Here is a 24490-nt window from a genome sequence, read left to right on the forward strand (position 1 = left end):
GCTGGTTGAGCGGCCCCAGGGCCAGCGTCAGGCGGGACCCCCGGGACCAGCCCTGTAGTCAGGCTCAGCGCATCGCCGCAGACACCGCGGCGATGCGCGAGTCGATAGACTCTTCCATTGTTCCGATTTCCTGCTCGCGAATGTCATGCCTACGTGCAACATCGCGCCAGTCGGTCATCACCAACAACATACTTCTAATCCGCTCCCGGGCCTGGTGAACGCGTATGCCACACTCTTCGGCCAGCGGTAGCAATGCATCGGCTTCATCGGTGAGCGCCTCGGCCCCCATGATCGACGTTGCGCGTGGCCGCCACGGGTCAGGGTTAGGGTTCACGTCGAAGGCGGGGCTGAGCGTCCAAGACCCGTGATCGGCAAGAAAACCGTGGTTGCGGAGATGATCGTCCGTGTTGCCCAGAACAACCGATGCAACGACGCGGTCGAAGAGCTCTCGGTGGTCACTCCTCGGGGAGAGTGAAAGATCTCGGATGGCCTCGGCGATCTCTGCGTAATCGCGATGATCGCCGTCATTGGCACCAAGTGCCGTCATGGCACTGATGTACCCAATCCTGTGCCCATGGTCAGTGCGGTCGAACCGTCGCAGAATAAGCACGTTTCGATCCCCCACCGCAGTCAGACGCCGAGCGGGCGTTCGAATTCCGACGGCTTCCAACAAATCGAGCGCTGTCATTTCCCAGGCCATCATATCCCACCGGTCACTTGAGTGAGGAAATTTGGCAATAGCCAGCGCACCGTCTTCGAGACGCACGGATGCCTTGGGCCGTGCGCCTCCCAAGCCGGTTGTACCGGTCTCGAGCAGTTGCTTCACCGCCGCACTGGGATCGTCCTCCGATGAGAGCCGGTCAGAGGCACTCAGCAGCTCTGGGAGGGCGATCAGTTGAGGAACGCGCGACGGCTCACCGACAAATGATCCGTCGCCGTCAATCCGGTACCGCAGGGCACCCTGGCGGGTGTCGTCGCTGACCCCCAGGAGGAAGTCCAAATCGTCCAGCCTGCGCAGCGATCGGTGCTCCCTGCGGGCACGAACGCGCTCCGCCTTCTCGATGAGATTCCTACCCCAGCGATCGGGTGCGCTATCGGCAAAGGCCCGCACGAGACCGACCTGATGTTGGGCCCCAGAGACAAGGGGCAGCGCGGGGTCGATACTGGTCCCGCCATGGACCAAATACGTCGGATCATAGAGGAACGTTGTGGAAATCTGACTGCGGTGTCGAGTGAAGTGCGCCTGCCCCACCAGGATCGGGTCCCCGTCTCGGTCCATAAAAACCTCGACGGGGGTCATCGTGCACGCTTCTTCGATAGGTTGCCGGCGCGCAGACGACCAATGTCACTGCCGAGCGGGTCGATGGCATTGACGACCTGCTCGAGAACACCGAGGGCGCGCAGCACCTGTGCAACATTGCCGAATCCCACACCGGGGTCTCCGGCCTCGATCTTCCGCAGGGTGTCCCGTGTTATTCCGGCGCGCTCGGCGACCTGCTGCGCGGTAAGACCGAGCACCATGCGCCAGCCACGCACATGCTGTCCGAACTCGGTCAACTCGCGTTCGATCCGATATCCGTTCATGGTGGACACCCCTTCGCTATGGCGAGCCTAACAGGCTTATCTGAACGTTATGGCGAGCACTATCGTCACACTTTTTTCATACCACCTTCAACTATTGTTGACGCTGGCACTCCGGGCAGAAGTAACTCGACCTGTTCATGAACTTGACCCGCTCGATGGGCGCGCCACACCTGTCGCACGGTTCCCCCGCCCGCCCGTAGGCATTCAGTGAGCGAGCGAAGTACCCGGACTCACCGTTCACGTTGACGTAGAGAGAATCAAAACTCGTCCCGCCCGCGTCCAGGGCGCGACGCATCACGTCCTTGCACGCCTGGACCAGCCGCTCGGTTGTGGCAGCGCTAATAGTCTCCGTGCGGGTAGCCCAGTGCACCTGAGCCGCCCACAGGGTTTCGTCCGCGTAGATATTGCCGATCCCGGAGATCAGTCCCTGGTCCAGCAGGGCGCGCTTGATACCGGTCTTCTTGCGCCGCAGAGAAGCGTGGAAGACAGCTGGATCGAAGGCGGGGTCCAAGGGGTCCAGCGCGATGTGGGCAGCATGTTCGGGCACTGGGTCCCCGCCCTGTGGGCTGGGCACCAGCGGGTCGAGGAGCATGCCGCCGAAGATACGCTGATCCACGAAGCGTAGCTGCTCCGGCAGAGATTCCCCCGTCTCGTCGGACACAGCCGAAGACAGTTCGAAGCGCAACCGCTCGTGGCGGGGTGCGGGCTGGCCGTTGGAGGCCACCAAGAGCTGACCGCTCATCCCCAGATGCACGAGCAGCGCTCGGGACGCTTCGGTTTCGTCAGAAGTTCTAACTGGCAGCCACAGGAATTTTCCGCGGCGCTGGGCGTCCGTGACGGTCAGACCGGTCACCCGGTCCATGAAGTCCTGGGGCCCGGCCACATGACGGCGCAGGGAGCGCTCATCGTTGACGGTGACGTGTTCGATGGTGCGGCCGACCACCCAGTTGGCCACGCCGCGTCGTACTACTTCGACCTCGGGAAGTTCGGGCACGTTCTTAGGCCTTGCGTCCGTAACGGTCGTAGATGGCCTGGCAAGCCGCAGCAGCGGCCGAGCGTTCGGAGGCCTTCTTAGAGGTACCTTCGCCGTGGCCCATGACCTTGCCGTTCAGGGACACCGACGCCTCGAAGTGGCGCGCGTGATCGGGACCGGTGCCAGCGACGTCGTAGCGGACGGGGCCCAGCCCGTGGTGGGCGGCGAGCTCGCTGATCTCGGTCTTCCAGTCACGGCCCTCATGGAGCACGTGGGAGTCTTCGAGTAGCGGAATGATGAGGCGGAGCACCAAGTTCCGGGCTGGTTTGTCACCGGCGGACTCGTAAGTGGCACCGATCAGGGCTTCCATGGTGTCCGCGAGGATCGAGGGCTTTTCGCTGCCCCGAGTTCGGATCTCCCCCTTGCCCAGGCGAATGTGCGGACCGAGGTCCAGGGACCGTGCAATGTCCGCGAGAGTGCGTGAGGAAACCACGGAGGCACGGAGTTTGGCCAGTTGGCTCTCACTCCAGTCGCCGTAGCGGTGAAAGATTTCGTCCGTCACAGCCAGCTGAAGGACCGCGTCCCCCAGGAACTCGAGACGTTCGTTGTGCTTCTCGCCCTCGTGTTCGTACGCGTAGGAGCGATGTGTCAGCGCAATGCGAAGCGTCTCGGTGTCGATATCGACACCGAGACGCTCAAGCAATGCACCGGGATCCGGCATGGTAGTCACGCTTACGCGTCAGCTACCTTGCGTCCCTTGTATTCGTAGAACAAGGGGGTACCGGCGGAATCGGAAACGACCTTAGCCTGGTGCGGCAGGCTGTAGCTCACCTTGCCGTTTTCGACAGTCTTCACCAGTTTGGGGGCGTTAGCCTTCCACTGGGAGCGGCGCATCCGGGTATTCGCACGGGAAAGTTTCCGCTTGGGAACAGCCACGGCTATCTCTCTTCTCTCGTCTCGGTTGTCTGGTCCGAAGTGTCAGAACCCTGGTCAGTGCTGCTCATCAGCCCTTCCAGAGCGGACCAACGTGGGTCAAGCACTTCGTGGTGGTGATCCGGGTCTTTCTCGAGTCGCGCACCGCACTGGGCACACAGACCCGGGCAGTCAGCCCGGCACACCGGTTGGAACGGCAGCTGAATGATCACTGCGTCCCGAAGCATGGGTTCGAGATCGATTTCCTCGTCCCGCACTTCATACACTTGCTCGTCCTCGATGTCCTCGTCACCTTCGGGAGAGGCATCGAACACGAAAAGTTCTTGTACGTCGACCGGTAAATCATAGTCAATCGGATCGAGACATCTGCTGCACTCACCGTGAATACTGACTATGACGGTTCCGGATACCAGAATACCGTCGTGCACGGATTCGAGTCGAAGCTGCAGATCCATGGGCGCGCCTTCTGGCGAACCTATGACCTCCGTGCCAAAGTCCTTTGGCGCGGGAACCTCAATCTCCAGATTTCGCATGGTCCCCGGACGGTGTTCGAGATCCCGGACGCTGTGCGTAAGGGCTGAACTATTGCGGTTATTCACGAAACTCCTGGCTGACGACATGGGCCGACAGATCATGGTAGCACGCACCCAAGGTGACGGGCCACGCGGGGCCCGCCGAGCGACGTCGTCGCCAAGTTGGGCGGTGACTGACGAAGCTCGGTGCGAGCCGATGAATGGTGGGGCGGAACGCGGCTATGACGCTCGGTCGCGTTCCTTGATGGCGTCCAATACCTGGGGCGAGACGAACCCGCTGACGTCCCCGTCCAGGCCGTGGACTTCCATCACGAGCGTAGAGGATAAATGCAACAGCGACGGCTCCCCCGGGATGAACACGGTCTCCACGCCGGTGAGGGTGCGATTCATGGTGGCCATGGGCAGTTCGTAGTCGTAGTCCGCACCGTTGCGCAGCCCCTTGACCAGCGCCACGGCCTTACGGCTCGCTGCATAATCTGCGATCAAACCGGATTCCAGCGGCTCCACGACCACCGACGGTTCATCCGCGAAGACCTCGCGCACGAGCCGCAGTCGCGTTTGCTCGTCGAACCGGTGCTTCTTGTTGGGGTTCGTGGACACCGCCACGATCACCTCGTCGAAGAGCCGACAAGCGCGGCGGATCACGGCCACGTGGCCCAGGTGGATCGGGTCGAAGGAGCCGGGGCAGATTGCGCGTCGCATTCCTCCACCCTAACCGCCGGGAGCACACCGACGGCGCTCGCGCACCAACCAGCCCCGCCGCAGCCCCACCGCCCGGCCATCGTGCCGCACAGCAATCGTGACGGCGCAGCCCGGCCAGGCGAGGTGCCTTCCCTAGACTGAGTCCATGACAGCGCACACCTCTGGTTCCCAGTCCCCCACCACCGGCTCGGCCGAAATACCCTGGCAGCGCATGGCCGCCGGCGGCGGACTCCTGGATGCGTCCGGACAGCTGCGTTCCACGGTCTTCGAGGAAATGACGGCGCTGGCCCAACGCACCGGTGCCGTGAACCTTGGCCAGGGCTTCCCGGATTTCCCCGCACCCGAACGCATGGTCGACGCCGCCTCCGAGGCGCTGGCCGCCGGCCACAACCAGTACGCGCCCATCAAGGGCATCCCGGCGCTCCGTACCGCCATTGCCGAGCACCAGCGTCACTTCTATGCCCAGGAGCTGGACACCGAGTCCCAGATCATCGTCAGTGCCGGTGCCACCGAGGGACTAACGGCCAGCCTGTTGTCCTTCCTGGAGCCCGGAGACGAGGTGGTCGTGTTCGAACCCCACTACGACCTCTACGGCGCGGTGGTCCGTTTCGCCGGCGCCACGGCGGTCCCGGTTCCGCTGCTGCCGCCCGCGTTCACACCCGATCCCGACGACGTTCGCGCCGCCTTCTCGCCCCGCACCCGCGCCGTGATCCTCAACGATCCGCACAACCCCACGGGCACCGTGGCGTCGCGCGAGTTCCTCACGCAGCTGGTCGAGTTGGCCACCGAGTTCGACGCCGTGATCGTCACCGACGAGGTCTACGAACACTTGCGCTTCAACGGGCAACACATCCCGATCGCCACCCTGCCCGGTGCCTTCGAGCGCACCCTGACCGTGTCATCGGCGGGCAAGACGTTCTCCGCCACGGGTTGGCGCGTGGGCTGGGTCAGCGGTCCGGAGCACCTGATCCGCGGCGTGACCGCGGTGAAGTCCTACATGTCCCACAGCGCCGCCGCTCCCCTGCAGCACGCCGTTGCGGAGGCCGTCGGCTTCCCGCCCGAGTTCTACGAGCACCTGCTGGACAATTACCGCGCGCGCCGCGACGTCCTGATCAACGGCCTGCGCGAGGCCGGGCTGAACCCGCCGGAACCGCAGGGCACGTTCTTCGCCGTGACCGACGTGAGCGATCTTTACCCCCTGGCGGGCGTGAGTAACGCCCGTGAGTTGGGCGAGCACTGGGCCGAGAACGCCGGCGTGGTCGGGATTCCCGTCTCCGCGTTCGTGGGTGAAGCCAACCGGGATCTCTACACGGACTGGCTTCGTTTGGCTTTCTGCAAGCGCACCGACGTGCTGCGCAAGGCGATGGCCGATCTCACGTTGTCGCTCTGAGGTCCAGAACCATGTAGCCCTGAGGAAGCTCGGAAACGAGAACCCTCCGCCCCACGAGCACTGCTCAACCGGCCTCTAAGCGGATTCCGCGTCCTCGGGATGCTCGGCGGCGGACTCCTCACTTGGGGTCTCCTCCACGTACCACAGGACGGTCTCGCCGTGGGCGCTGCGTTCAAACCGCTGCAGCCCCTCCGGCCACACCGGTTCCTCGGTGCGCGCGGAGCGTTCCACCACAATGACCGCCCCCGGGCCGAGGTGCCCCACCAGTCGCGCCAGTAGCGCGGTCAGGTCCTCGTTGGGCAGCGGGTACGGCGGATCGACCAACACCAGATCCCAACGATGATTTCCCTGCCGGGCCAGAAAGGTGGCCACCGGGGACTGCACCGTGGTGATCTCGATATCCGGTCGGGCACCGGCAAGCACTTGCGCGTTCGCTCGGCACACCGACGCCGCTCCGGCCGCCTTTTCCACCAGGGTCACCTCTCGTGCTCCCCGGCTCGCGGCCTCCAGACCGAGGGCTCCGGAACCGGCGAAGAGGTCGAGCACGCGGGAGTCTTCGCACATGCCCCACGCCTCCAAGCGTGCGAACAGCGATTCCTTGACGCGATCGGTCGTGGGGCGGGTGGCCGAACCGGGCACTGACTTGATGCGCAGTCCGCCCGCGGTCCCGGAAATGATGCGTGTCATCCGCGCTCCAAAAATGCTTGGCTGTTCTCGTCCACCACTCGTCCGATGGCAGCGAGCAGTTCTGTGTGCTGGGCCAATTGCGGGTCTTCGGAAATGACGACTTCGGCGTCCTCTCGGGCACGGGTGACCAGGGCTTCATCGCGTAGCGCGCTGATCCAGCGCAGGCCGGACTTCCGCCCGGATTGCGAGGCCCCCAGGATGTTGCCTTCGCGGCGCAGTTTGAGGTCCACTTCTGCAAGTTCGAAACCGTCCGTGGTGGAGGCGACCGCGGCCAGTCGTTCCCGGCCCGGATGATCCGGACGGCTGCGCGTGACCAACAAGCACGTGCTTTCGTGCTCGCCACGGCCGATGCGTCCGCGCAGCTGATGCAACTGGGAAATTCCGAACCGCTCGGGATCCACCATGATCATGAGTGACGCGTTGGCAACGTCCACGCCCACTTCAATTACGGTGGTGGAGATCAGCACGTCGATCTCACCAGCCGCGAACCGGTTCATCGTTTCGGTCTTCACGAGCGGATCCTGTCGGCCATGCAGCACGGCGATCCGAGCATCCCGCAGCTCCGGTTGCGCACTGATCAGGCGCTCGAGCCACTGGACCGTGGCCGGCTCGGGGCCGTCCCCGTCAGCGCCTTGTTCCTGGGCCGCGAGCAACGAGTCTCGCAGGGAATCGAAGGGCGGGAGGGCGGCGTCGTCGCCGATCTTGGGCGCCACCACGTAGACCTGACGGCCGCGCGAAATGTGCTCGCCCGCGAGCGCCCACACGCGCCGTTCCCAGGAGGGACCGTGTTCGGCCAGGCCCACCACGTGCGTGTGGATGGGGCGGCGGCCGCCGGGCAGCTCGCGCAGGGTGCTGACGTCCAGGTCGCCGAAGACCGTCATGGCCACCGTGCGCGGGATGGGCGTCGCGGTCATGACCAGGGTGTGGGGCGTGTGTCCTGCCTTGTCACGCAGGGCGTCGCGCTGTTCCACGCCAAAACGGTGCTGTTCGTCCACGACCGCCAGGCCGAGATCGGCGAACTGGACCTTCTCCTGAATCAGCGCGTGTGTGCCCACCACGATGCCGGCAGCACCGCTCGCGATGTCCAACAACGCGGCGCGTTTGGCCGCGGTGGGCAGTGAGCCGGTCAGCAACACGACCTTGGTGCCGTCCGGATCGCCGTCCAGCTGATCGGGTCGGGCGAGAGGGCCGAGTGAGGCCACGATCTTGTCGTAGTGCTGCTGGGCGAGCACCTCGGTGGGCGCCAGCATGGCCGCCTGTCCGCCAGTATCCACGATCTGCAGCATCGCACGCAGGGCCACCACGGTCTTACCGGAACCCACGTCGCCCTGGAGCAGCCGGTTCATGGGCGCGGTGCCTGCCAGCTCGGCCTGGATCTGCTCGCCCACCGTTCGCTGGCCGTCCGTCAGGGTGAACGGCAGGGCGGCGTCGTAGCGGGACAGCAGGCCGTCCGCGCGGGCGGGGCGCTCCTCGACGGGTTGGGATGCGTGTTCATGACGACGCCGCGCGAGTTCCGTTTGGAGTACGAAGGCCTCTTGGTAGCGGAACCGCTCCTGTGCCTTTTGGAACGCGTCCACTGACTCCGGGCGGTGCAGGTCACGATAAGCCTGTGCGAGGCCAACGAGTTTTTCGCGTTCCAGGATGTGGTGCGGGATCGGATCGGTCAGTGAGTCCAGATCCGCGGTCAGCAGCAGTTGCTGGACGGCGCGCGTGATGCGCGGGGTGGTGAGCTTGCCGCTCTCCGGATACACCGGGATCGGATAGACCTCGCCGGACTGGGACGTGAAGTCCGTGACGGAGTCCGGGGTGTCCACCACCGCGTAGTCTGCACCCGTCATGGACAGGTTCCCGCGGTAGAGCTCGGGTTTTCCGGTGAACAGGGCGTGCGTGCCCACGGGCAGTTCCTTTTGCGCCGTGTACGCGTTGAAGAACGTGATCTTGAGGCTGGCTCCGGTGCCGTCCGAAACGATCACGTCCGTCAGGCTGCGGCGCGGATCTCGCTGCATGCGCCGCGTGGACGAAGATTCCACGCGGGCCACGAACGACGTGCGCTCCCCGGCGACCAGGTCGCCCAGCAGTTGCAGGTGGCCGCGACGGATGTAGCGGCGCGGCGCGTAGTCCAATAACTCGCCCACCGTGGTGACGCCCAGATCCTTCTCGAGCAGCTTGACCGTGCTCGTGGGGGAATTACCCGGGATGTAACGGGTCAGTGGCTGGTCCAGAAGTCCGGCGAAGGCCGAGACCGGCTGAGCCGCGGTGGTCACGGAGAAACCTGGGGCTCGTCAGAACCGAGTGACGTCACGCTCACGTTGACCGCCTGGCCGCGTGCGCGCATGAGTTCCAGTGCTTCCTCGGGATCTTCCACGTGCACGTGCACGCGCCACGTGTAGCCGTTGTCCGTTTCACTCACTGCACTGACCAAGACGCTGTCCCCGGCACTGTCCAGTTCGTGGCGCAGTTCGGCGGCGTCCAGGGCGGAAAGCTCCACCGTGCACATGACCTCGAAGCCAACGGAATCGTGTTTGTCCTTGTGCCCGGTGTGGTCGGAGTAGTCGCGAATGATGTCCGGGACCGGATTGTGCCGGGTCAGGTCACCGGTCAGGGCCGCCCTGAGTTCGACCAGTACGATCAACATGCCGAGCGCACCCGAATCCACGGTGCCGCGTTCGTGCAGTACCGGAAGTTGGTCCACGGTCTCGATCACGGCGTGGCTGCCGCGGGCGATGACCAGGTCCATCCAGTCGGAGAGTTGTTGGTTGGAGCCGTCCTGGGAATTCTCCGGGAGAGACACCTTGCTCACGGCCTCAAGGACGGAAATCAACGTGCCGTCCACCGGATCGGTGAGTGCCGACCAACAACGCACCTGCGCGGCGGAAAACGCATCTCGGAGTTCACCGGCCGTCATGCGCGTGGAACCTTCGAGCGATGTTCCCATGGCGGTGAGCGTCAGGGCCACGAGCACACCGGAGTTCCCTCGAGCCTGTTCCAGGGCGGCACGGCCGGCATGCTGCAGCAGCTCGCCAATGTCGTTGCCCTCGATCAGCTGGGCCGCCTCGGTCGCGTAGCCCACCGTGGTGCTGAGATTGACGCCGGTATCGGAATCGGCCACGGGAAAGACATTGAGATCATTGAGGACGTCCGTGTGCTCGACCAGAGCACGGTGCGCGCAGTCCAACCAATCGCGCACGGCCGATACCGTAGAGCCTCCTTTATGGCTCAAAATGATCCCATCCTTCACCCACGTCGTAGCCGAGCCATTGGCCCGGATCCTGCCCGGCAATGGTGACGGCGGTGTCCCCGATATCCGCCGGTCGGCGGTCTGCCGGCGCACACGAGCCTATCGCACGCATCCCCGGGGGAACCTGAACACCGGGCGGAAGCACAGCGAGCAAACCGTGGTCCTCTCCCCCGGTCAGCACCCAGCGCCACGGGTCCACACCGGCGGCATTGCCGGCCTCCGCCAGCTGCGCCACGGCCTCTTCCAGGGCAGCCGGGTCCAGGTCGACGACGACGCCGCTCGCTCGCGCCACACGGCCCGCATCACGTAACAGTCCGTCCGAGATGTCGATCATGGCGCTCACGCCGGCGCGGGCAGCTTTCGGCCCAGTAAGAATCGGTGCAAGGGGACGCAACTGTGCGCGCTCGAGTTCTCGTCGATTGTGCTCGGGTACCCGGTCCCAGCCGCTGCCGGGCGGGGCCTCCAGAGCGCTGAGCCCCGCGGCAGCAAGTCCGAGAGCGCCGACGTGCACCAACGTCCCACCGGCACCGGCCCCCGACCGCAGCACTGGGTTTCCATCCTCCATGACGCCCAGCACCGTTGCGGTCACGGACAACTCACGGCCGCGACCCAAATCACCGCCCACCAGGGCACAATCGGTGGCACCGAGTCTGTCGAACGCTTCTGCCAGCCCGGTGGCGAAGTCCTGCACCCACTGCACCGGGGTGTTCCCGGGCAAGGTCATCGACACGACCATGGAGGTTGGAACCGCGCCCATCGCGGCGATGTCCGCAAGGTTTTGCGCCGCGCATTTGTGGGCGGTATCCGCTCCCGTGGTTTCGTAGCCGTTGGGCCAGCGCACCCGGAAATCCTGGTCAACCACTTGTGTGTCGGTCGTGATGACGACTCGCCCTTGCGGAACCGCCACCACAGCGCAATCGTCCCCAGGCCCCACCTCGACATACGAGGACGCGGTTTTGGACAGCGGCAGGAACACTGACAGCAGCTCGGATTCGGAGACCTGCTCCACCGTGGCTGCGGGGGTCGGTGTGGGGGAAACGGTCATGGGTTCAGCGTAACGAGCGGCACACCCTGGTTCGCAGAAGCCACCCGGTCAGCACGTCTACAGTGGAGGTCATGTTCTTCTCCCGCGCGCGCTCCCAGGACGGATCTCACGGACTCCACATCTCCACCCGCCGCGCGGCCCTGGCGACCATGGCACTGAGCGGATTGTTGCTCACCGGTTGCGGCTCCCCCGTCTCGGTCGAAGGCGCACCGCACAATACGGACCCCGCGTGCGCGTCCGCCATGCTGGCCATGCCCGAGACCATGGGTGACCTGGATCAGCGGGCCACCACGAGCCAGGGCACCACCGCCTACGGCGAACCCTCGGGCGTGATCGTGCGCTGCGGTGTGGAACCGCCCGCACCCACCACCGACCCGTGCACCAACGTCAACGGCGTCGACTGGCTCATCTCCGAGGTCGAGGGCCAGGAAAACCAGTGGCGAGCCGTCAGTTACGGTCGCTCCCCCGCGGTGGAAATGCTCTTCGACACCGGTCGCGTCCCCTCATCCACCGCAATCGTGGAGGCCGGCAGCGCCGTGGCACAGATCCCGCAGGAGAGCACGTGCCTGTCCGTCTCCGACACTCTGGACTTGCAGAACACCCCCTAACCCGAGTCGGGCCAGGGGGTGTTCGAATCGACGACTAGTTAGCGCAGTCCCACGGGACGTTCGAGAGCCAGCGAAATCAGCTCGTCGATCAGGTCCGGGTACTCCAGTCCGGACGCCGCCCACATCCGCGGGTACATGGAAATGGGCGTGAAGCCGGGCATAGTGTTGATCTCGTTGATAACCACCCTGTGATCGGGCGTCACGAAGAAATCGCAGCGCGACAGACCTTCACCGTCGATGGCATCGAACGCCTGAACGGCCTTCTCCCGCAGAGTCTCGATCACGTCGCCCGGGAGATTCGCGGGGCAGGACAGCCGAGCGCCGTCGTCCTCGACGTACTTGGCCTCGAAGTCGTAGAAGTCGTGGCCCTGGACCTCGATCTCGCCGGGCAGGGACGCGCGCGGCGCGGACCACTCATGGCCGCCCAGCACGGCACACTCGATTTCGCGGCCCTCGATCCCCGCCTCGATCACGAGCTTGAGGTCGTGCTCGCGGGCTGTCTCGATGGCGACGTCGAGGTCCTCTGCCCTGTCGACGCGGGTGATTCCGAACGATGAACCCGCGCGGGCGGGTTTGACGAACACCGGGAACCCGAGCGCGGCCACGTTCTCCCGGACCTGCTCCGAGTTGGTCAGCCAGTCGCGGTTGTGCACCACCGTGTACGGGCCGACCTCCAGTCCGGCGGCCTCGAAGGCGACCTTCATGAAGTGCTTGTCCATGCCAATGGCAGAGGCCGAGACACCGCAGCCCACGTACGGCAGGTCGGCCAACTCCAACAGACCCTGCAGGGTTCCGTCCTCACCGAAGGGCCCGTGCAGCAGCGGGAACACGGCGTCGATGTGGCGGCCCCGGGTGATGGTGCCGCCTTCGGAATTGAGGTCGTGGACGAGTAGCTCGTTCTCCCCCACCTGCAGCGGCAAGGTGACGCGCTGATCACCCACGGGCAACGTGGCCAGGGGCTGATGATCCAGAAGTGCTTCCAACTCGTCCTGGGAGTACAGGAACCAGGCGCCGTCCGTGGAGATGCCCACGCTCACCACGTCCCACCGGTCGCGGTTAATGGCACGCAGCACCGAACGCGCGGTGATCAAGGACACCGAGTGCTCGGAGGAACGGCCCCCGAACACCACGGCGACGCAGGGTTTCGTGGCCGAACCGGCCCCCTCCGCGGTCGCTTGAGCGTTGTCCGCACTGTTCATCATGCGCTGTTCCCTTCGGATTTGAGATCGCGGCCGAGCAGCTTGGGTGCCAGCTGATCTACCGGAATGTCGCCGCGCAGCACACCCACCACAGCCTCCGTGATGGGCATTTCCACGTCGTGTTCTTGGGCCAGAGCCAACACGGCGGGGGCCGACCTGATGGCCTCCGCGGTTTGGGTCATGGCGTCCTGGACCTGAGCGATACTCAGTCCCGAACCCAGCAGCTTACCCGCCGTGTGGTTCCTGGACAGCGAAGACGAACACGTGGCGACCAGGTCTCCCATGCCGGACAGCCCGGACAGCGTGGTCAGGTCACCGCCCAGCGCCAGGGCCAGGCGGGTGGTTTCGGCCAGCCCACGGGTCATCACGGAGGCCTTGGAATTGTCGCCGTAGCCGCGGCCGTCACAGATGCCGACGCACAGGGCGATCACGTTCTTCACCAGGCCGCCGATCTCTGTGCCGGTGACATCGGTATTCGTGTACGGACGGAAGTACGGGGCGGCGCAGCAACGGGCCACCCACGCGGCGGTGGTCAGTTCCGGGGCCGCCACCACGGATGCGGTGGGCTCTTCCCGCGCGATTTCCATGGCCAGGTTCGGACCCGAGAGCACGCACGAGCGGCGCGCCCAATCGTCATGACTGCTCTCGGTGTGCTCGGCCAGAGCCTGCGCAATCACCTCGGTCATGCGCAGTCCGGTCGCGGATTCCAGGCCCTTGGCCAGTGACAACACCACAGCGTCCGGGTCGATCAGCTCGGCCACCGCAGCCAGTTGCGCGCGCAGTGACTGCGCCGGGATCGCGGCCACGACCAAACGCGCCCCGCTCAGGGTGTCGCGCAGATCGGAGGAGAAATGAATCTGGTTCGGCAGATGGATGTCGGGCACGTAGCGCTCGTTGCGGCCGGTCTCGCGGATCCGCTCCATCGATTCGGGATTGCGGCCCCACAAGTGGACGGTGCGTTCGGCACCGGCGTCGCGAGCGGCGTCGGCGAGGACCTTGGCGAACGTGGTGCCCCACGAACCCGCGCCCAGCACGGCGACTTTGCTCGGCCCGTTGGGTTCCTCGGCCAGGGCGATCAACGACGACGCCGCGGCGGCTTCCGGGGGTGCCTCGCGGTCGATCGGGCGGCCGGCAGAGGCGTTCATCGGGATTCCTTGCGAACGCGAGGGTTGAAGCGGTCCGCGGGCGCTACTTCAGCACGCAACTCGGCCAGGAGATCGGTGATGCGATCCATGATCACGGTGGTCGCGTAATTGAGGTCATCCGCGGTGGGTTGATCCGTGGAGTGTTTCCCGGGACGCATGAGGTCCTGCGGAAGGAGGGGTTCCCCAATGAGCACGCGGACCTTCTTGGGCGGGAACAGGTTGAAGGTCCGTTTCCCCTGCGGGTCCCGGTACAGCACCTCCTGGTCGCCCCAGTGGGCCATGGGCACCACGGGAACTTGGCCCTGCAGCGACAGCCGCGACGCTCCCGTGTGGGCGCGCATGGGCCACATGCGGGGGTCACGAGTCACGGTGCCTTCCGGATACACCAGGATGGCACCACCGTCATTGAGCTCAATGAACGCGGCTTCCAACGAATCCTTGGCGCGCGTGGTCCCGCGATACACGGGAACCATGCCGATGTGGGTGAGCAGCCGACCAATGACGGGGACCCGGAACAAGGACTCCTTGGCCAGAAACCTGGGCATGATGCCCGACTTGTAGACCGGGTACGCCACCGTGATGGGGTCGATCTCGGTGAGGTGATTGGCCGCGACCACGAACCCCCCGGAGTCCGGAAAGTTCTCGGTCCCCCTCCAGGAGATCTTGGCGACCAAACGGTAGAGGGGAATGGCAATCCCCGCCAAGACCCGGTACGTGGACCGCTGCGACGTTCTACTCACTCGAGCATTCTCTCCCTACACCGCTCGTGACAGACACTCGCTGGGCCGACAGGTGCTCAGCGTTCTTCGAGATCGAAGTCCGCGCCCAGTCCCGCCAGCTTATCGGTGAAGTGCTCGTAGCCTCGTTTGATCAGTTCGATACCGGTCACGTGTGAAACGCCGTCCGCCGCCATGGCCGCGATCAGGTGCGAGAAGCCACCGCGCAGGTCGGGGATGTTGATGTCCGTGGCCTTCAGAGGCGTGGGGCCGGAAATTACGGCGGAGTGCAGGAAGTTGCGTTGACCGAAGCGGCACGGCACGGACCCCAGGCACTCGCGGTGCAGTTGGATTCCGGCACCCATGCGGTTGAGCGCGCGGGTGAAACCGAAACGATTCTCGTAGACCGTCTCGTGCACGATCGACACGCCCTTGGCCTGGGTCAGAGCGACCACCAGGGGCTGCTGCCAGTCGGTCATGAATCCGGGGTGCACGTTGGTTTCCACGATGAGCGGGTTCAGATCGCCACCCGGGTGGTAGAAGCGGATGCCCTCGTCCTGTATGTCCAGGCCGCCACCGAGCTTGCGGTAGGTGTTGAGGAAGGCCATCATGTCCGCCTGCTTGGCCCCGGCCACAAAGATGTCACCGCCGGTGGACAGTGCCGCGGAACCCCACGACGCCGCCTCGATACGGTCCGGCAGGGCACGGTGCTTGTAGCCGCGCAGCTCAGGAACACCCTCGATGCGGATCACGCGGTCGGTCTGGACCGTGATGATCGCGCCCATCTTCTGCAGAATGGCGATCAGGTCCATGATCTCGGGTTCGGTCGCGGCCCCCCGCAGTTCGGTGTGACCCTCGGCGCGGGTCGCGGTGAGCAGGACCTGTTCGGTGGCGCCCACGGACGGGTAGGGCAGATCGATCTTGGCGCCCTGCAACCCGTGTGGTGCACTCATGCGGATGCCGGATTCCAGCTTCTCGACACGCGCACCGAAGTTGCGCAGCACTTCCAGGTGGTAGTTGATGGGTCGGTCACCGATGCGGCAGCCACCCAGGTCGGGAATGAACGCCTCACCCAACGCGTGCAGCAGCGGGCCGCACAAAAGGATCGGGATTCGAGAATCCCCCGCGTGCGCGTCGATGTCCGCGTGGCGCGCCTGGGTGACGTTGGACGGATCGAGGGTGAGAACGCCGTCGGCGCCATCACGAGTGACCGAGACCCCGTGCAGACCAAGGAGGTTGGTCACCACGGACACGTCCTTGATCTCGGGGACGTTGCCGAGAACTGACGGTGTGGAACCGAGCAGCGCAGCGACCATGGCCTTGGGAACCAGGTTCTTGGCTCCGCGGACGGTTACCTGACCTGACAGCGGAACTCCGCCGGTGATTCGTAAAGAACTCATGACCTACCGATCTCGGGGGAAGCTAACATTCCATCGCATAGCGCAGTACGGAACCTGGCTATTCTAACGAGTCGACAGACTTATCAGCGCACTGAGTTCTCAGCTTTTTGCCGGGAGCGTGACGGGCTTGAACGCCGGTCGGCCGTCTTCGTAGGCCTTGACGTCTTCGTCATGCTGAAGAGTGAGACCAATGTCATCCAGTCCTTCCATCAGACGCCACCGGGTGTAGTCGTCGATCTGGAACGGGACCGTGACGGTGTCGCACGTGATGGTTTTGGACTCGAGGTCCACCTCGATCTCGATGCCGGGCTGTTCGTCCATGAGCTTCCACAGCAGTTCCACGTCCGACTGGTCCACCTGCGCCGCCAGCAGACCCTGCTTGCCGGAGTTACCGCGGAAAATGTCGGCGAAACGGGAGGAAATCACCACGTTGAAGCCGTAGTCGCGCAGCGCCCACACGGCGTGCTCACGGGAGGAACCCGTGCCGAAGTCAGACCCAGCGACCAGCACGGAACCGTCCTTGTAGACGTCCTGGTTGAGCACGAAGTCAGGGTTCTTCCGCCAACCGGCGAAGAGCGCGTCGTCGAAGCCGGTCTTGGTGATGCGCTTGAGGTAGACGGCCGGGATGATCTGGTCCGTGTCCACGTTCGACTGCTTGAGCGGCACACCCGTGCCGCGGTGGGTAATGAATTTCTCCATGGTGAGGTCCTTACTACAGTTACTGGGCCGCCTGCCGGTCCGGCCGGGCGCCGAGAATCGATTTAGACGGCGGGCACGGATTCCAGGTCCGACGGCGCGCTGAGGGTTCCGCGCACGGCGGTCGCGGCGGCGACCACGGGCGAGACCAAGTGGGTGCGACCACCCTTACCCTGGCGTCCTTCGAAGTTGCGGTTGGAGGTCGAGGCGCAGCGCTCCCCCGGTGCCAGCTGATCCGGGTTCATGCCCAGGCACATGGAGCAACCAGCAAAGCGCCAGTCCGCACCGAAGTCCTTGAACACCTGATCCAGGCCCTCGGCCTCGGCCTGCAAGCGGACCTTGGCGGAACCGGGGACCACCATCATGCGCACGTTCTCGGCCTTGGTCCGGCCCTTCACAATGTCCGCGGCGATCCGCAGGTCCTCGATGCGTGAGTTGGTGCACGACCCCAGGAATACGGTGTCCACGGGGATCTCCTTCATCGGAGTCCCGGCTTCCAGGCCCATGTACTCCAGGGCGCGGCGGGCGGCGTCCTTGGCGTTGTCGTCCCCCGCGTCCTCCGGGTTGGGCACGGGCTCGGACAGCGGCACACCCTGGCCGGGGTTGGTGCCCCACGTGACGAACGGTTCCAGCTCGTCCGCGTCGATGAACACCTCGTTGTCGAACTCGGCGCCCTCATCGGTGTGCAGGGTCTTCCAGTACTCGACCGCGGCATCCCAGTCCTCGCCCTGCGGCGCATGCGGTCGGCCCTGGACGTAATCGAACGTGGTCTGGTCCGGAGCGATCATGCCCGCGCGGGCACCGGCCTCGATCGACATGTTGCAAATGGTCATGCGGGCTTCCATCGACAGCGACCGAATGGCCGAGCCCCGGAATTCCAGCACGTAACCCTGACCACCACCGGTGCCGATCTTGGCAATCACCGCCAGGATGATGTCCTTGGAGGTCACGCCCGGCTTGAGCGTGCCTTCCACCGTGATGGCCATGGTCTTGAACGGAGCCAACGACAGAGTCTGGGTGGCCATGACGTGCTCGACCTCGGAGGTGCCGATACCGAAAGCCAGCGCGCCGAACGCACCGTGGGTCGAGGTGTGGGAGTCACCGCACACCACGGTCATGCCCGGTTGGGTCAGACCCAGCTGCGGTCCCACCACGTGCACGATGCCCTGTTCCGCGTCTCCCAGGGAGTGCAGTCGAACACCGAATTCTTCACAGTTGGCACGCAGGGTGTCGATCTGCTTGCGGGAAGTCTCGTCCTTGATGGTCGAGAAAATATCTTCGGTGGGCGTGTTGTGGTCCTCGGTTGCAATCGTCAGATCGGGGCGACGCAGGCCACGGCCGGCCAGGCGCAGACCCTCGAAGGCCTGGGGGCTGGTGACCTCGTGGACGAGGTGAAGATCGATGTAGATCAGGTCGGGCTGGCCGTTCTCGCCCTGGCGCACCAGGTGATCCGTCCAGACCTTCTCGGCGAGCGTGCGCGGAGTGGCGCTGGAATCCTGCGCAGTGGTGCGGGCTCCGGTGGTTTCTGACATCTAAACCTCTCCTGATCATGGCTGCGCCGGTGAACCGGTCGCGGGGTACCTCGCGTGGATCGCTCGGCACCGTGTTTTCTCTATGGTCCACGGGACACGCCGAGCAGTTCCAGTGTACTCGCTTGCTTCTCGCATTGTGAGACGGCAGTCTTAGAGCATGGACAATCTTGATGCGATGGATCCCACCGGCGCACTCCTCGGAACTCCGCTCGGCGGACGGGGCACGGGTGCGGGCATGCCCGTGGAGTCGTCCTTCTCGCCGTCGGGGGTGGGTGTCATCGACAAGGCGTCTCTCATTCTGGACGCGCTCGAAGCCGGACCCGCTTCGCTCGCGGATCTCGTGGAGGCCACGGGTCTGGCCCGCCCCACCGTGCATCGACTGGCGGTGGCCTTGGCCCATCACCGATTCGTCGGACGTGATGTCCAAGGCCGGTTCGTCCTGGGCTCGCGCGTCGTCGAGCTTGCATCGGCCGCGGGCGAGGACCGTCTCATCTCCGCCTCGGCACCGGTGTTGCTCCAACTGCGCGATGCCACCGGGGAGTCGTCGCAGGTGTTCCGTCGTCAGGGTGAATGGCGCGTGTGCGTGGCCTCCGCCGAACGCCCCATCGGCCTGCGCGACACGATTCCTGTGGGCACTCAACTGTCCATGAAGGCCGGTTCCGCCGCGCAGGTTCTGATCGCATGGGAGGACCACGCCCGATTGATCGAGGGCCTCGCGCACGCTCGCTTCTCGGCCACCACCTTGGCCGGCGTACGACGCCGCGGCTGGGCCCAGTCGATCGGCGAGCGCGAGCCGGGCATCGCCTCGGTCTCGGCGCCGGTGCGCGGGCCTTCCGGGCGGGTCATCGCGGCCGTGTCGATTTCCGGTCCCATTGAACGGCTGTCCAAGCAGCCTGGACAGAAGCACGCGGAAGTAGTCGTGCAGGCCGCCCGTCAGCTAACCGAGGCGGTGCGGGTGAGCGCCGCCTAGGTGTACTCACCGGACGCTTTGGTCAATCGTGAGTACGGCGGCAGATTCTCGCAGGCAGTATCGCGGTGGTGATGGTTGTCATAGTGCAGCCGCCCCTCGAGTTCACCGCGGCGCTCGGCCTCGAAACGAAAAGGGACCAGCCGAATCGGCTGGTCCCATCAGGTCGCGAGTGCAATTCAGCTGGTCTGCGATGCCGCGGATCGGATGATTTCGGCGAGGTCGCGCGGTCGGCTCCACATGGGCCAGTGTCCCGTGGGGAGGTCGATGATGTCGACGTGTTCGAGATTCGCGACCTCGGCAAACATGGGGTGACCTGCCTGGACCAGTTCCGTTACCTGCTCGCCCGAGATTGAGCAGCACACTAAGGTCGTCGGGACGCCGTGGCGGGACTCGTTCACCAGCTCGACGGGTTGACGGAGCACTGAGGCAGGCTCCGGGACAGCCCTCGTCCGGAATCGCTCAAGGTCCTCGGCGCTCAAGCCTTCGAGACTCGCCTGCTGTCCGAGGGCATCGAACGACGGCAGAGGTAGCTCATCGAGCTCAGCCGGGAAGTCAGGGGCAAAGACGGTGCCGTCCGCCACGGGGCCGGAATCAACCCACATCACCCGGGCGACGAGCTCGGGGTGCCGGTCAAGGACGAGGCTGACGGGGGCGTTGGCGCCGCTGTGAGCGACGAGAATCGCAGGCTGATCGCCTCGCCGAGTGATGACGTCCCGGATCGCTGCTGCTTGGTCGTCGAGAGTCTTAGCCGCACGGTTGTTGTCGTCTCCGTCGAGACCAGGCAGAGTCATCGCGACTGCACGAATGTCGGCGGCTTCGAGGTGTTCAAGGGTTTCGTCCCATGCCCACGCTCCCAGCCAATGGCCGGCGATGAGAACGATGGTTGGACTGCTCTTAGTAGTTGTCATGTGGCTACCCTCCCAGCCCAGATGGACAAGAGTGTGTCACTATTTATGGCATGAATTGGCCAAGGCCTGAGCTGTGAGGCGATCCGAACGTCTTCATGCCCTGTCCGAGATGTTGCGTCGCAGCGGCGCGCGGGGCGTCACCGCTGAGCGGTTGGCGCGAGAGTTCGAGGTGTCGGTGCGGACTGTCAAACGAGACCTCAGTGCCCTGGAGAACAGTGGTGAGCCGATCTGGTCTCGTCCGGGCCCGGGCGGTGGGTATGGGCTGGCCAAAAGCGGGTCGCTGCCTCCCGTCACCCTGTCCTCGTCTCAGGCCGTGGCGCTCATGGCGGCTGTGTCTGCCGCGCCCGACGCTCCCTACGCGGATCTGGCTGCGGCCGGCATCCGGAAGATCATGGACGTCCTCGACTCCAGGACCCGAGCGCATGCATACGAGCTGGCCAACCGAATCTGGGTCGACGCGCTTCCCGCCTCCTCTCGCGCCGTCAGGTCAGCAGTGGAGGAGGCGATGGCCGAGCAACGGGTGATTCGTATCCGCTACACATCACGAGACGGCAACACGACGATTCGTGACGTCGAGCCGGTGCTGTTCGCTTCGGCGAGTGGGAGGTGGTACCTGGTCGGGTGGTGCCGTTTGCGCGACGCGATGCGATGGTTCGCCGTATCACGCATCGAACGGGCAAGCGTCACCAAGACGGCCAGCAATGGCCATGCCGTCCACGAGGTCGGAGAGCCTCCAGAGAACGCCAGGCCAGTGCACGGCGGAGACGAGTGACTGCCTCGGTCCCCCTCTCCGATGAGCACCTAGGCCACGGGACTCGTGGTCGTGGCCAGTGAGTCTCCAAAGCGGCGATGCGCTTCGAGTTCGCGTTCCACCGGGGTCTCCACGAGCTCGCGCGCGGTCTCGCGCACCGACTCGCCCAGGCGGCGTCGTAGTCGGGAGGCCCGCATGCGGGAGGCGATCGAGGCGACCACCCCGCCCGTGATGGCCAAGAAGATCGCAACCACCACGCCCGTGATGACCATGAGCGTGGGCACCGGAAGCGGGAAGCCTTCGACCGTGGGTGGCGGGGGCAGCGGAATCTGGAAATATTCGGCGGCGAACAGGCCCAGCAGCCAGAGCAGTCCCAGAACGGTCATCGCCATCGCAATCCACTGCAGCACGTCGAAAATGATCCACCACCAGGACGCGGAGCGTGCGGAGAACTTGGTGCGGGCCACAGCCTGGTCGAGCGCATCCGGAAGACGCGATTCGTGGGAGCGGGCGGCCACGCGCACGCTGCGTCGCCACGGTGCCCCGGCGCCCTCGGACACGGCGTCCGCGTAGTTACGGACCGCCGAATCCGCTGCGGCCTTCTGCGCGGCGTTCATGGGAGGCAGTGAGGTGCGGTGGACCGAGGGGTCCGAGCCCTTGTCATGGCTTTCGATGTGCAGCCGCTTGAGCGGGTCCTTGCGGAACTTCGCGAGCCAGCGCGTGGCGATCCAGCCGGTGTGTTTGCCCGCGCGCAAGCGATAGGAGCGTGCGGCGGCGTCGGCAATGAGGTCCACGCCGGCGGCCCGAACGAGGCCCGCGGTTAAACGCTCACTCGCCTCGCGCGTGATGCCACGCGGATCGCCTTCACCGGCTGCTTGCGCGAGCATTTGCCCGGCGTGAACCACGTCCGCTTCGAGCCGCTGTCCCGCGGCCGCCCGGTGCGCGGCGATCCCGTGGATGCGCTCACGCAATTCGGGAACACCGTCACCGGCCAGTGCGGACACGGCCACCGGGGTGCTGGGCCCCGAGGTGGGCAGTCCGTCCTGGGCGAGCAGTTCTCGCAGCGAGGCCAACACGTTGGGCAGGTCCGACGGCGCCAAACGGTCGGCTTGGTTGAGCACCACCATGGTCACCGCTCCGTGGCGGGACAGCGGTTGCACGAAATCCTGGTGCAGTACGGCGTCCGCGTACTTCTGCGGGTCGACCACCCAGACGACCACATCGACCAGGCCGACCATGCGGTCCACGATCTCCCGATGTTCTCGAGTGACCGAGTCGAAGTCGGGCAGATCCAGCAGGACCAGTCCGCCACTCGTGGTGCTGGCCTTGCGACCCTTACCGGTGCTGATGCTCAGCGCCGGCCCCACGACGTGGCGATCGCTGACGTCCAACCAGTCGAGCAGGGCTTCGCTACCCTCGTCACCCCAAATGGCGGCGAGCGGTTGAGAGGTCGTCGGCCGGCGCGCAGCGGTGCGCGCCAACTCCTGTCCAACCACCGCGTTGAACAGCGTGGATTTGCCGGAACCGGTGGCCCCGAAGAAACCGACCACGGTGTGATCGGCGGACAGGGCCCGCCGCTCCCCCGCACGATCCAGTGCGTCACGGGCTGCCGTCACGGCATCCTGATCGAGGCGACCCCCGGCCAATTCCGTGGCTTCCGCGAGACCCTTGATCCGGTCGGACAGTGTGATCTCGGGTTGTTTGTTGCGAAGTTTCACAGGGCTTCACCGGCCGTGCGAATGTGCTGGGCAGCGGAGCGCAACTCGCCCGCGGTGGGGTGTTCGCCCAGTTCGTCCACGCGGTCCAGGAACGCTTTGGCCCGCTGATCCAACAGGTGCTTGATGCGGGTTTCCAGGTTCTCGCGGGCCTTCTGGCTCATGCGTCGTACGGCGTCCTCGCCGAAAACCGCCTCGAGCAGCTTGGTGCCGACCACGCCGGAGCCACCGGCAATGCCGACTTCCAGGCCCGTGAGGCCACCCGTCATGGAGAACACGCCGATCATCAGGATCACGGCCAGCGCGTTGACGCCCAGGGACATGGCGCGGGCCTGCGTGCGCTTACCCGCACCTTCTTGCTGGATCATGAGCATGACATCCGACTGCCACGCGCGGATGTGTTCGGCCGCGGTCTCGGGATAGTTCTCCGGCAGTGCGGACAAGTCGCGACCCGCAAGCAAAACCTGCCCCGAGGTTTCATCACGCCAGCGCCGCTCGGCCAGCTCCGATGCCCGGGCCGTATGCTCGACGATCACCGCCTGGAGTCCGGTTTCAATGGCTTCTTCGACCTGAACCTCCGGGGCGGGCTCGCCCTTGAAGAACGCGGTGATCCGGTCGCGCACCCGCCCGATCCCGGCCTCCAGGTTTCGGAAGAACTCACCGGTTCCCACGAAGTCCTGCCAGCGCGCGAGCACCTCCCCGCGCAGCAGAGTGCCGTCACGGGTCGAGTCGATAATGGCCTCCAGCGCGTCATCGAAGGCGGTGGTCACCTCACGGCGCAAATGATCCTCCGTGCGCTGTTGGCCCTCCACCGCGTCCGCGGTGCGATCGGTGGTGTCCGCGAGTTCGCGCACGGCTCCGCCCAGGGTGCGCGCCGCAATATCCGAGCGTGCTTGGGCGTCGGCCCCGAGCTCTTCGAGCCAGCCCCGCAACGGTGCCACCACGTGTGGCGGCAGCATGCCCAGTTCGTTGAGCGGAGATTCCTCCACCACGAAAATGGGCGCGTGCGACAGGCCTTCCTGGTTCAGCATCCGGCGCAGGTCATCCTGGATTTCCACCGCCGACGCCGCCTGCACACGATCCAGCACCACGGCCACGGTGATGTCGCGGCCGGCCGCATTGCGCAGCAATTGCCACGGCACCGCATCCGCATAGCGATTGGCGGTCGTGACGAACAGCCACAGGTCAGCCGCGGAGAGCAGTTGAGCGGCAAGCGCCCGGTTGTCGTCCGAGACGGAGTCGACGTCCGGAGCATCGAGCACCGCGAGGCCCTGCGGGATCTTCTCGTCGGCGAGCAACACCAGGGAGCCGGTGTCCTCGACCGGACGATCGCCGTCGTTGGGGGCAGGAGCCGTGACGGTGGGATCCATGAGCTTGCCGCGGACGCGCGCCAGGTGCGGGAGGACGCGCTGGGAAGTGAACGCAGCGGCGTCGTTGGGATGATGGATCAGGAGCGGTCGGCGCGTGGTGGGGCGGATGGCACCGGAACGGGTCACCGGGTGCCCCACGAGTGCGTTGACCAGCGTGGATTTACCCGCGCCGGTGGAGCCGCCGACCACCGCGAGCAGCGGGGCGTCCAGGGAACGAACGCGCGGCAGCACGTAGTCGTCAAGCTGGGCAACGGCCCGGCCGACGGTCTCGCGCTGCTGCGGCGCACTGGCCGTGGCGAGGGGCAACGTGGTGGAGCTCAACAGGTCTCGGGTCTGCTCAAGCGCTTCGATCAGCGGAGTGGCAGATGCGTTTTCGGTGCTCACGCCGCCATTGT

24 protein-coding genes and 1 pseudogene are annotated in these 24490 nt (G+C 65.4%); 4 read left to right on the forward strand and 21 right to left on the reverse strand.

Translation table 11 applies throughout. The features are described 5' to 3' along the window. Positions 1-64 precede the first annotated feature (64 nt). The 7 genes from RF638_RS06070 to coaD form a co-directional block, all read right to left on the reverse strand. A complete protein-coding gene (locus tag RF638_RS06070; RefSeq protein WP_259914891.1) occupies positions 65-1300 on the reverse strand; it encodes a type II toxin-antitoxin system HipA family toxin in 1236 nt (411 codons plus the stop codon). Then, on the reverse strand, positions 1297-1584 hold the full coding sequence (locus RF638_RS06075; RefSeq protein WP_259914894.1) for a helix-turn-helix domain-containing protein: 288 nt from the start codon (positions 1582-1584) through the stop codon (positions 1297-1299). The genes RF638_RS06070 and RF638_RS06075 overlap by 4 nt, the downstream gene beginning before the upstream one ends. A gap of 91 nt (positions 1585-1675) precedes the next feature. Then, on the reverse strand, positions 1676-2578 hold the full coding sequence (gene mutM / locus RF638_RS06080) for a bifunctional DNA-formamidopyrimidine glycosylase/DNA-(apurinic or apyrimidinic site) lyase (protein ID WP_095798282.1): 903 nt from the start codon (positions 2576-2578) through the stop codon (positions 1676-1678). A gap of 4 nt (positions 2579-2582) precedes the next feature. Beyond that, positions 2583-3287: a ribonuclease III gene (rnc, locus tag RF638_RS06085; RefSeq protein WP_095798283.1), complete on the reverse strand. Its 705-nt coding sequence runs from the start codon at positions 3285-3287 to the stop codon at positions 2583-2585. Positions 3288-3289: 2 nt separating this feature from the next. Continuing rightward, positions 3290-3493, reverse strand: coding sequence for a 50S ribosomal protein L32 (rpmF, locus tag RF638_RS06090; protein ID WP_031273047.1), 204 nt, complete (start codon positions 3491-3493; stop codon positions 3290-3292). 2 nt (positions 3494-3495) lie between these two features. Further along, on the reverse strand, positions 3496-4089 hold the full coding sequence (locus RF638_RS06095) for a DUF177 domain-containing protein (protein ID WP_259914900.1): 594 nt from the start codon (positions 4087-4089) through the stop codon (positions 3496-3498). 153 nt (positions 4090-4242) lie between these two features. Continuing rightward, positions 4243-4725: a pantetheine-phosphate adenylyltransferase gene (gene coaD / locus RF638_RS06100; protein WP_095798285.1), complete on the reverse strand. Its 483-nt coding sequence runs from the start codon at positions 4723-4725 to the stop codon at positions 4243-4245. A 145-nt stretch (positions 4726-4870) separates the two neighbouring features. Between coaD and RF638_RS06105 the strand changes: the two genes are divergently transcribed. Continuing rightward, on the forward strand, positions 4871-6115 hold the full coding sequence (locus RF638_RS06105; RefSeq protein WP_259914903.1) for an aminotransferase class I/II-fold pyridoxal phosphate-dependent enzyme: 1245 nt from the start codon (positions 4871-4873) through the stop codon (positions 6113-6115). Positions 6116-6190: 75 nt separating this feature from the next. Here RF638_RS06105 and rsmD read toward each other — a convergent pair whose 3' ends face one another. The 4 genes from rsmD to thiL are packed head-to-tail and all read right to left on the reverse strand — an operon-like array spanning position 6191 to position 11085. After that, positions 6191-6802 carry a 16S rRNA (guanine(966)-N(2))-methyltransferase RsmD gene (rsmD, locus tag RF638_RS06110; protein WP_095798287.1) on the reverse strand — a complete coding sequence of 204 codons (612 nt, stop codon included), beginning with the start codon at positions 6800-6802 and terminating at the stop codon, positions 6191-6193. Beyond that, complete coding sequence (locus tag RF638_RS06115) at positions 6799-9066, reverse strand: ATP-dependent DNA helicase RecG (protein ID WP_173674311.1); 2268 nt, start codon at positions 9064-9066, stop codon at positions 6799-6801. The genes rsmD and RF638_RS06115 overlap by 4 nt, the downstream gene beginning before the upstream one ends. Then, complete coding sequence (locus RF638_RS06120; protein WP_129700512.1) at positions 9063-9989, reverse strand: DAK2 domain-containing protein; 927 nt, start codon at positions 9987-9989, stop codon at positions 9063-9065. Before RF638_RS06120 ends, RF638_RS06115 begins: the two co-directional genes overlap by 4 nt. A 22-nt stretch (positions 9990-10011) precedes the next feature. Next, positions 10012-11085 carry a thiamine-phosphate kinase gene (gene thiL / locus RF638_RS06125; RefSeq protein WP_095798289.1) on the reverse strand — a complete coding sequence of 358 codons (1074 nt, stop codon included), beginning with the start codon at positions 11083-11085 and terminating at the stop codon, positions 10012-10014. 71 nt (positions 11086-11156) lie between these two features. Here thiL and RF638_RS06130 point away from each other — a divergent pair, with 71 nt between their 5' ends. After that, complete coding sequence (locus tag RF638_RS06130) at positions 11157-11693, forward strand: DUF3515 domain-containing protein (RefSeq protein ID WP_095798290.1); 537 nt, start codon at positions 11157-11159, stop codon at positions 11691-11693. A 38-nt stretch (positions 11694-11731) separates the two neighbouring features. Here RF638_RS06130 and RF638_RS06135 read toward each other — a convergent pair whose 3' ends face one another. The 6 genes from RF638_RS06135 to leuC all read right to left on the reverse strand — a co-directional run bounded on the left by RF638_RS06135 (position 11732) and on the right by leuC (position 18381). Continuing rightward, complete coding sequence (locus RF638_RS06135) at positions 11732-12892, reverse strand: D-alanine--D-alanine ligase family protein (RefSeq protein WP_315278143.1); 1161 nt, start codon at positions 12890-12892, stop codon at positions 11732-11734. Continuing rightward, the gene (locus RF638_RS06140; protein WP_095798291.1) at positions 12892-14037 is read right to left on the reverse strand and encodes an NAD(P)H-dependent glycerol-3-phosphate dehydrogenase; all 1146 of its coding nucleotides are present in this window, start codon (positions 14035-14037) and stop codon (positions 12892-12894) included. Before RF638_RS06140 ends, RF638_RS06135 begins: the two co-directional genes overlap by 1 nt. After that, positions 14034-14777: a 1-acyl-sn-glycerol-3-phosphate acyltransferase gene (locus tag RF638_RS06145; RefSeq protein ID WP_095798292.1), complete on the reverse strand. Its 744-nt coding sequence runs from the start codon at positions 14775-14777 to the stop codon at positions 14034-14036. The genes RF638_RS06140 and RF638_RS06145 overlap by 4 nt, the downstream gene beginning before the upstream one ends. A 56-nt stretch (positions 14778-14833) precedes the next feature. After that, entirely contained in the window at positions 14834-16153 is a 1320-nt protein-coding gene (murA, locus tag RF638_RS06150; RefSeq protein WP_095798293.1) for a UDP-N-acetylglucosamine 1-carboxyvinyltransferase, read from the reverse strand. A 99-nt stretch (positions 16154-16252) separates the two neighbouring features. Next, the gene (leuD, locus tag RF638_RS06155; RefSeq protein WP_095798294.1) at positions 16253-16852 is read right to left on the reverse strand and encodes a 3-isopropylmalate dehydratase small subunit; all 600 of its coding nucleotides are present in this window, start codon (positions 16850-16852) and stop codon (positions 16253-16255) included. 62 nt (positions 16853-16914) lie between these two features. Continuing rightward, the gene (gene leuC / locus RF638_RS06160; RefSeq protein WP_095798295.1) at positions 16915-18381 is read right to left on the reverse strand and encodes a 3-isopropylmalate dehydratase large subunit; all 1467 of its coding nucleotides are present in this window, start codon (positions 18379-18381) and stop codon (positions 16915-16917) included. A gap of 235 nt (positions 18382-18616) precedes the next feature. Here leuC and RF638_RS06165 point away from each other — a divergent pair, with 235 nt between their 5' ends. Then, a complete protein-coding gene (locus RF638_RS06165) occupies positions 18617-19351 on the forward strand; it encodes an IclR family transcriptional regulator (RefSeq protein ID WP_158222947.1) in 735 nt (244 codons plus the stop codon). Here RF638_RS06165 and RF638_RS06170 read toward each other — a convergent pair. Together RF638_RS06170 and RF638_RS06175 are read right to left on the reverse strand one after the other, a co-directional pair. Beyond that, positions 19348-19473 (reverse strand): annotated as a pseudogene (locus RF638_RS06170) (IS481 family transposase); the annotation flags it as partial. The gene RF638_RS06165 and the pseudogene RF638_RS06170 sit on opposite strands and share 4 nt — an antisense overlap. A gap of 54 nt (positions 19474-19527) precedes the next feature. After that, positions 19528-20259, reverse strand: a complete 732-nt coding sequence (locus RF638_RS06175; protein WP_368841590.1) for an alpha/beta fold hydrolase — start codon at positions 20257-20259, stop codon at positions 19528-19530. A 73-nt stretch (positions 20260-20332) separates the two neighbouring features. Here RF638_RS06175 and RF638_RS06180 point away from each other — a divergent pair, with 73 nt between their 5' ends. Then, the gene (locus RF638_RS06180; protein WP_315278042.1) at positions 20333-21031 is read left to right on the forward strand and encodes a YafY family protein; all 699 of its coding nucleotides are present in this window, start codon (positions 20333-20335) and stop codon (positions 21029-21031) included. 29 nt (positions 21032-21060) lie between these two features. Here RF638_RS06180 and RF638_RS06185 read toward each other — a convergent pair whose 3' ends face one another. Further along, positions 21061-22728 carry a GTPase gene (locus tag RF638_RS06185; protein WP_368841591.1) on the reverse strand — a complete coding sequence of 556 codons (1668 nt, stop codon included), beginning with the start codon at positions 22726-22728 and terminating at the stop codon, positions 21061-21063. Next, on the reverse strand, positions 22725-24479 hold the full coding sequence (locus tag RF638_RS06190; protein ID WP_095797306.1) for a dynamin family protein: 1755 nt from the start codon (positions 24477-24479) through the stop codon (positions 22725-22727). The genes RF638_RS06185 and RF638_RS06190 overlap by 4 nt, the downstream gene beginning before the upstream one ends. Positions 24480-24490: the final 11 nt, after the last annotated feature.

Origin of the sequence: Kocuria sp. CPCC 205235, assembly GCF_040980905.1 — a bacterium.
In the GTDB taxonomy this organism is placed as follows: domain Bacteria; phylum Actinomycetota; class Actinomycetes; order Actinomycetales; family Micrococcaceae; genus Kocuria; species Kocuria carniphila.